This is a genomic window from Schlesneria sp. (assembly GCF_036405755.1).
Classification (GTDB): domain Bacteria; phylum Planctomycetota; class Planctomycetia; order Planctomycetales; family Planctomycetaceae; genus Schlesneria; species Schlesneria sphaerica.
Window position 1 is genome coordinate 1 of sequence record NZ_DASWWZ010000722.1, and the last position, 7,414, is coordinate 7,414.

Genomic DNA, 7,414 nt, shown 5'->3' on the forward strand with positions numbered 1-7,414 from the left:
AACTATAGCCCCAGTAGTTCACTCGCTGTTGATTTGTCAGAAATTCTTCATCGACGTGAAAGTGAATCGGCAGTAGTTCAACCGCGGTCACGCCAAGGCGTTTGAGATAGTCGATGGCGGGTGCGCTCGCCAGACCTGCATAGGTCCCCCGCAATTTCTCGGGAACCTCTGTCATCAACCTCGTGAAGCCTTTGACATGCAGTTCATAAATGACAGTTCGCTCCCAGGGAATATCGGGCCGCTCGTCCTTTCCCCATGTAAATGCGGTATCGACGATCAGACTTAAAGGAGCGAAGGGAGCTGAATCCCGATCGTCAAATGACAGATCTCCTAGAGCATCGTCCTTCCGATAGCCAAACAACGAATCATCCCACTTCAGGGGACGTCCCACGGCCCGAGAATACGGGTCAAACAGCAGCTTGTTGGGATTGAATCTCAGCCCATTCTGGGGAGCGTAAGGTCCGTGTACGCGAAATCCGTAAAGCATCCCCGGTCGAAGATCGGGAAAATAACCATGGAACACGTTGTAGGTGCGTTCTGTGAGCTCGATGCGCTGACTCTCTTCGAGGTCATGCGTAGAGTCGAAAAGGCAAAGTTCCACCTTGGTCGCTTTGTCGGAAAAGAGCGCGATGTTGACTCCCGCTCCATCCCAGCTCGCGCCCAGCGGATAGGGGTGCCCTGGCCAGACTCGCATCTTCAATTCCTTTAATCCCGAATTCCGATCGCGTACCGGCAATCACTCAGGAGAGCCCGGTAGCCATCGATGATTGCCCAGATCGACAGTAGCTACCGGAATGTCCTGGGCACATTCCGGCAGTGGAGTGCGGTAGCATACGCTTTTCGAACGATCCCGTGTGTGTCGCAGCCTCTCGATTAAATTATCTCGCTTCCCGACTCTTGTCGATTTCGAACTTTTAGCGACGTTCTTGAGCACACCAACCCAAATTTAAGCTGTCGTAACCGAATGACAGGGAAACCGGGAAAACGGAAGCTCAGGTCTTTTCTGACGAAAAGAGGAGCAGACACCATTGAATACCCTGGAGGCGTTTACACACATCACTCGAAAACGCCAGGGGCTCAAGTTTCAGCAGTGCCGTGATGGTCGAGGCACTGTGACCGCAAAGATTGAGACGAGTTCTGCTCGCGAGTTTGATTCCCGCGACTCACTGGGTTACCGTATCCGCCGGAATCTCCATCCCCTAACAATTCGGTGTGTTTTTTATGACAAACACGTCAGACCTTCCGGTCACGTGCCTGCCGGCATGGGACCTGGCAGAGTTACCCGAACCGAAACCATTGGGACTGCGAAACTGGGCCGGTTTCGTGGGGCCGGGTATCGTCATGATGGGCATCCAGATTGGAGGCGGCGAATGGCTGCTTGGCCCGGAGGTCACCGCCCGTTACGGCGGCAACCTCATGTGGATCGCAACAGTCGCGATCGTGCTTCAGGTCTTCTATAACATTGAATGTGCCCGCTACGCACTCTATTGCGGCGAGCCTGTCATGACGGGTTTTCTCCGGAAAAGACCCGGCCCGCTCTTCTGGGTTTCGGTCATCCTCTTCCTCAACCTCTCGGCTTTGATCCCTGCTCTCTCAACCAATGCCGCAGCCGTCATGGCGGGAATCTGGCTGGACCGTCCCCCCGGCGCCGAGGATCGAAACCTCGTGACGATGCTTGCCTATGCCTGTCTGCTGATTGTCGCCTTCCCAGTACTGATTGGGGGGAAGGTCTACAACATGCTTCAGGCAGTCATGACGGCGAAAGTCGTCATTGTGCTGGGCTTCTGTCTGGCGATCGGCATCCTGTTCGTCAGTCCCCTGCACTGGTGGAACGTGATGAGTGGATTCGCTCGATTCGGAAATGTTCCGGTCAAAATCGATGGACAGGACGCAATCGCGAACGTCTTCACACAGATGTGGTCAACTGGTACATGGCCCATGATTGAACTGGGGAACATTGCCGTTCTCGGAGCCTTCGCTGGTTACGCGGGGGGCGGTGGACTGGCCAATTCCACCTACAGTAACTACGTCCGTGACAAGGGCTGGGGAATGGGCAGTCAGGTCGGTGCCATCGCCAGTGCGGTAGGGGGACGTGATATCACTCTCAGTCATTTGGGGAAGGTGTTCCTCATCACCCCGGACAATCTGCGAAAGTGGAAGGGTTGGTGGCGATACATTCTGACGGACCAGATCCTGGTCTGGACTCCCGGTTGCTTCATGGGAATGGCATTACCCGCTCTGCTCTCCCTTCAGTTCGCAGCACATTCCGGACTGTATAATCAAGCCGACAAGCTGGAATGGGCCCAGGCGATGATCACTGCGGATGGCATCCGCCACGCTCCGAATTTAGGACCACAGTTGGGTGGCTTGCTATGGACGATCACCCTTTTCGTGGGACTGACCGTACTGCTCCCAAGTCAGATGTCGATCGTCGAAGATTTCAGCCGCCGCTGGACGGACATCATCTGGTCCGCCAACCGGCACGCGCGAGACAACATGCGCGACGATCAGGTGAAGTACATTTACTATACGATCCTGTTCTCGTACGTGCTGTGGACACTGGTGGCCGCGTATCTCTTCAGTACTTACGGTACACCCAAACTGATGACGCTGATTATCGCCAACCTCAACAATTTGGCGCTGGGTGTTACTGCATTTCAATTGTTATGGGTCAATACAACACTCCTTCCCAAACCAATCCAGCCGAGATGGTATCATAAGACAGGCATGGTCTTGTGCGCGGTATTCTATCTGGGTCTGTCTTATCTTGTTTTTGTCACAAAACAGTGGCCCATTCTGAAAGAATTACTGGGCATCTCGTAATTTTTCAGTTGTCTTGGCGAAAAACGAACAGAGTCTGAGGATTTGCGTCGTCATCAATTCTCTTACCGAATGAGGGCAAGTATATGGCATCACTTTTCGATCTCTCGGGACGCGTGGCATTGGTATCGGGTTCGGCGAGTGGTCTGGGAAAAGCGATGTCACTTGCCTTGGCAGAGCATGGGGCGGACCTTCTGCTGGCAGATCTCAACGAAGAAGGACTTCAAGCAACGGCTGACGCGATTCGCGGACTGGGGCGCAAAGCTGTCACCGTGAAGTGTGACGTTTCCTGCCCGGACTCCATTCGCAAAATGTTCGCCCTGCTGGACGAGCAATTTGGAAAGATCAACTTTCTGGGCAACGTCGCGGGTGAAGGGGTGCTCGGAAAGCCAGAAGAGATATCGCTGGAAGACATCGAAAAATCCTGGCGGAATCTGGTTTTTGGGCGTTTCTGCATGTGTCAGGAAGCGGGTCGGCGCATGATCTCGGCTGGCCAGGGGAGTATCGTCAATATTGGCTCACTCGCCAGCCTCACCGCACTCGGTCGAGGCCATATTGCCTACAGCATGGCCATGGGCGCTGTTGCACAGATGACCCGTGAACTCAGTACTGAGTGGTCCGCACACGGCGTCCGCGTGAATGCCATTCTTCCCGCTCAAGTCTTGAATCCATCCCTGGAAAAGCGGATCGCCGAAGACCCCAATCTGGCTCAGAAGTTCCTTTCCGGCATTCCGACGGGACGATTCGGTCACCCCAACGATATCCAGGGGCTTTCCGTTCTGCTTGCTTCCGATGCCTCGAGCTGGATCACGGGCGCACTGATCCCCATGGATGGCGGAAACCTCGCCATGAACGGGGGAGGATCTCGGCGTTACCCGGATTCGGCCACTTGATCCCTCCAGGGTACTGCCATCCCCGAAAGGCTCGCTTTCAGTCCAGTTTCTGTTTGCTGACTCCATAAGGATCTCAACACAAAGATGACCAACTCGCCATCGAAGCAGACGTATTTGGGGCTCTATCGGACAATGCAGGTCATCCGGCAAACGGAAGAGGAACTGGCTCGATGTCACCAGCGAGGCCTGATCCACGGTGCGTGTCACACGTACGTCGGTGAAGAAGCGATTGCCAGTGCAGTCTGCGCTCACCTGCGTCATGAAGACGTCGTCTTCAGTACTCACCGTGGCCACGGTCATGCTCTGGCGAAGGGAATGCCGCCGCGTGAGTTGATCGCCGAACTGTTCGGGCGCGAAACCGGCTGTTCGCGAGGGCGCGGCGGCAGCATGCATCTGTTTTCCCCGGAAGTCGGCATGATGGGTACCAGCGGCATCGTCGGCCCCTGTATTCTGCAGGCCTGCGGCGGCGGTTACAGCTTCAAGTTGATGAAAACAGACAACGTGGCTGTCGCCTTCTTCGGCGACGGCGCCACCAATAATGGCGCCTTCCACGAAGGCCTGAACATGGCCAGCATCTGGAAATTGCCGGTCTTGTTCATCTGCGAAAACAACCAGTTCGCTACCGAAGTTCCGTTCTCGTATGCGGCTGGTAACCCGAACGTCGGCAGCCGTGCTGCGGCGTACGGAATGACCGGTCTGACGGTGGATGGCAACGATGCCGTGGAGGTCCATCAAGCTGCCAGCGAGGCCGTCGCTCGAGCCCGAGCGGGCGAAGGTCCCACACTGATCGAGTGTGTCACCTATCGAACGCGGGCCCATGCCGAAGGGATGGGCGATTTTGGCTATCGGACGCGCGAAGACGTCGAAGAGTGGAAAAAACGCTGCCCCCTCCTTCGACTGCGCGAGAAGGGAATCAAAGACAAGATCGTGACCGCCGCCGAATTGGATGCGATCGATGCCGAAGTGAAATCGCTCGTGGAAGAGGCTCGCAAATTTGCGGAAGAGAGCCCCCTGCCCAGCCCCGAGTCGGCGACGAGACACGTCTATTCCGAGACGCCTGCCCCCTCGGGACGGCCGATCATTAACACACGTCCAACGAATGTTGCTCGTGAAATCACCATGACGCAGGCGACGCATGAAGCGCTCTCCGAAGAGATGGCTCGGAACGAGAAAATCTTTGTGATGGGGGAAGGGATCGGGCAGCGTGGCGGCAACTTCAAAACGACCGCGGGGCTTTATGCTCTGCACGGTCCAGTCCGCCTGTGTGATACCCCGATCTGTGAGCGAGGTTTCGTGGGCCTGTCTTGCGGCGCCGGCATGACAGGAACCCGGCCTGTCATCGATTTCATGTTCGCTGATTTCGTACTTGATGGCGTTGGTGAAATCGTCAATCAAATTGCGAAGATCCAGTACATGAGCAGCGGTCGGCTGAAGATGCCCGTGCTGTTGCGAGGCTGCATCGGCATCGGTCACTCCGCAGCGACGCACCACTCTGGCAACTATTATGCAATGTACGCACAGATCCCCGGGCTGAAGGTCGTCGTCCCATCAAATCCTTACGACGCCAAAGGCTTGTTCAAGCGGGCATTGAACGGTGATGACCCCGTCCTGTTTCTTGAACATCGCGAGATCCTGTCACTGAAAGGTCCCGTGCCGGAAACAGAATACGAGATCGAATTCGGGAAAGCAGCCGTGGTTCGCCCGGGGACCGACGTAACGGTTGTGGCTCTGGCCCGGATGGTCGTCTTGACTCAATCGATCTGCGATAAACTTCAGACCGAAGGGATTTCTGTGGAGTTGATCGATCCCCGGACGGTGCTGCCGCTGGACATTGATACGATTCTGGAATCCGTCAAGAAAACAGGCCGTCTGCTGGTCATCGATGAAGGGTTTGCCCCGTGTGGTTTCGCTGTCGATGTTGCCGCGCAGGTTGCCGATCGCGGATTCAACGATCTGGACGCTCCGATCAAACGACTGAACGGCGCCTTCACACCGACACCGTACAGCCCACCGCTGGAACACGCCGTCATTCCGAATGCAGACGCGATCTCTCAGGCCATCCGAGAACTGATTAATGAGTAACTTCGTTCGGACTACACAGTGCGGTCCGGTGAAGAACCAATGGACACCGGTCCGCGGTTGATCCTGAGTATTCGGCCCATTCACTCACGTCATCAAGGCTGATCGAAATATGTCATTCGAGATCACAGTTCCCCGTCTCGGCTGGTCGATGGAAGAAGGAACGTTTGTCCGCTGGCTGAAGCAGGAGGGCGACTACGTCAAAGCAGGTGAGGCAGTATTCGAGCTGGAAGGTGAGAAAGCAGCTCAAGACATCGAAGCCGTCGATGAAGGATTCCTACGCATTCCTGCGAGCGCGCCGAAGCCGGGGAGTATTGTTCCCGTCGGTGCAGTGCTGGGCTACCTCGTCGCAGAAGGTGAAGCCATACCAGACGCGGTCGCGAGCGCTCCGTCAGCGCCTCGACCGTCCGCTCCTCAGCAGAGTGCCCCCCCTGCCACAGAAGCATCCGTTCCGCGTCCCATTGCTGTTGCAGCGACCGCACAATCCGTGACTGTACCGGCGACGGGACATGACTTTCCCGCGGCCCCCCCTTCGGTCCGCAGGCTGGCACGTGAAAAGGGGATCAAACTGGCGTCGCTCGATGGGACTGGTCCCGCAGGTCGAATTACCGCTGATGACGTTCATCACACCATTCCCTCGCCAGCCCCCGTCGCAAACGCTGTCGTTTCACAGTTCTCGAGTCCTCGAGCCCGACGGACCGCCACGGAACTGGGTATCGACTGGAGATGCGTGCGGGGGACAGGGCGAGATGGTCGAGTCCGTGAAGCGGATGTCAGACTGTCAGCCAGCCAGCAATCGCCTGCAGCAGCCGCAGGCAGCGTGAGCACCTTTCCGACATCGCGCCGTCGAACTATCGCCAGTCGAATGATGGCGAGCCAGCAGCAAACGGCTGCGGTGACCCTCACATCGCGGATTGATGCCACGAACCTCGTCGGCCTGCGAAAGCAATTCAAACAAGCAGCAACAGACGGCCTGGTTCCGTCCTTCAACGACATCATCATCAAGCTGGTTGCTTTGGTCCTGAAACAGCATCTTGCATTGGCGACCCGAGCAGAAGGGGATCAATGGATCGTTCCATCGCCACAGTCGGATCTGCAGATTGGACTTGCCGTCGACACGGACGACGGTCTGGTTGTTCCCGTCGTCCGGAATGTCAGTTCGTCCAGTTTATTTCAATTGGCGAAGCAGTCTGCCGCCTTGATTGAGAAGTCTCGTGCCGGAACACTGACCGTCTCGGAGATGCAGGGAGGTGTCTTCACCATTTCGAACCTCGGTTCTTTTGGAATTGATTCCTTCACGCCGATTATCAATCTGCCTGAAACAGCGGTTCTCGGCCTGGGACGTATCCGGAGGGAAGCGGTTGTTGTAGATGACCAGATCGTTGCGCGTGATCAACTGACACTCAGCTTGACCTTCGATCACCGAGTCGTTGACGGCGCCCCCGCAGCCCGTTTCCTTCAGACCGTCTGCTCGGCGATTGAGAATCCGTCGGCCTGGCTGCTGCGTGGTGACGTCTGAGCCGAGCAGGTTGAGCAAACATCGCCAGACTGAAGATTTTCACTCGTTCCTGCAGGGCTGCGAATGGGTGGCGATGGTATCATCGCGCGGCGCGCTGCAGAGA

The 7,414-nt window shown here is 56.5% G+C and carries 4 protein-coding genes and 1 pseudogene; 4 read left to right on the forward strand and 1 reads right to left on the reverse strand.

Annotated features, from left to right (window positions below; genetic code table 11):
* Nucleotides 1-694 (reverse strand): annotated as a pseudogene (locus VGE80_RS23725) (glycogen debranching protein GlgX); the annotation flags it as partial.
* A gap of 527 nt (nucleotides 695-1,221) precedes the next feature.
* Between VGE80_RS23725 and VGE80_RS23730 the strand changes: the two are divergent.
* The 4 genes from VGE80_RS23730 (at nucleotide 1,222) to VGE80_RS23745 (ending at nucleotide 7,311) form a co-directional block, all read left to right on the forward strand.
* Nucleotides 1,222-2,823 (forward strand): Nramp family divalent metal transporter, encoded by a 1,602-nt coding sequence (locus tag VGE80_RS23730; protein ID WP_440594375.1) that lies wholly within the window; start codon nucleotides 1,222-1,224, stop codon nucleotides 2,821-2,823.
* Nucleotides 2,824-2,906: 83 nt separating this feature from the next.
* On the forward strand, nucleotides 2,907-3,713 hold the full coding sequence (locus VGE80_RS23735; RefSeq protein WP_397570539.1) for an SDR family NAD(P)-dependent oxidoreductase: 807 nt from the start codon (nucleotides 2,907-2,909) through the stop codon (nucleotides 3,711-3,713).
* An 84-nt stretch (nucleotides 3,714-3,797) separates the two neighbouring features.
* Nucleotides 3,798-5,795, forward strand: a complete 1,998-nt coding sequence (locus tag VGE80_RS23740) for an alpha-ketoacid dehydrogenase subunit alpha/beta (protein WP_440594376.1) — start codon at nucleotides 3,798-3,800, stop codon at nucleotides 5,793-5,795.
* A gap of 109 nt (nucleotides 5,796-5,904) precedes the next feature.
* Nucleotides 5,905-7,311, forward strand: a complete 1,407-nt coding sequence (locus VGE80_RS23745; protein ID WP_440594377.1) for a dihydrolipoamide acetyltransferase family protein — start codon at nucleotides 5,905-5,907, stop codon at nucleotides 7,309-7,311.
* Nucleotides 7,312-7,414: the final 103 nt, after the last annotated feature.

What these genes read in the sequence shown, in the direction of transcription:
- VGE80_RS23730 (WP_440594375.1), top strand. Translation starts at nt 1,222, where the DNA reads ATGACAAACACGTCAGACCTTCCGGTCACGTGCCTGCCGGCATGGGAC.
- VGE80_RS23735 (WP_397570539.1), top strand. Translation starts at nt 2,907, where the DNA reads ATGGCATCACTTTTCGATCTCTCGGGACGCGTGGCATTGGTATCGGGT.
- VGE80_RS23740 (WP_440594376.1), top strand. Translation starts at nt 3,798, where the DNA reads ATGACCAACTCGCCATCGAAGCAGACGTATTTGGGGCTCTATCGGACA.
- VGE80_RS23745 (WP_440594377.1), top strand. Translation starts at nt 5,905, where the DNA reads ATGTCATTCGAGATCACAGTTCCCCGTCTCGGCTGGTCGATGGAAGAA.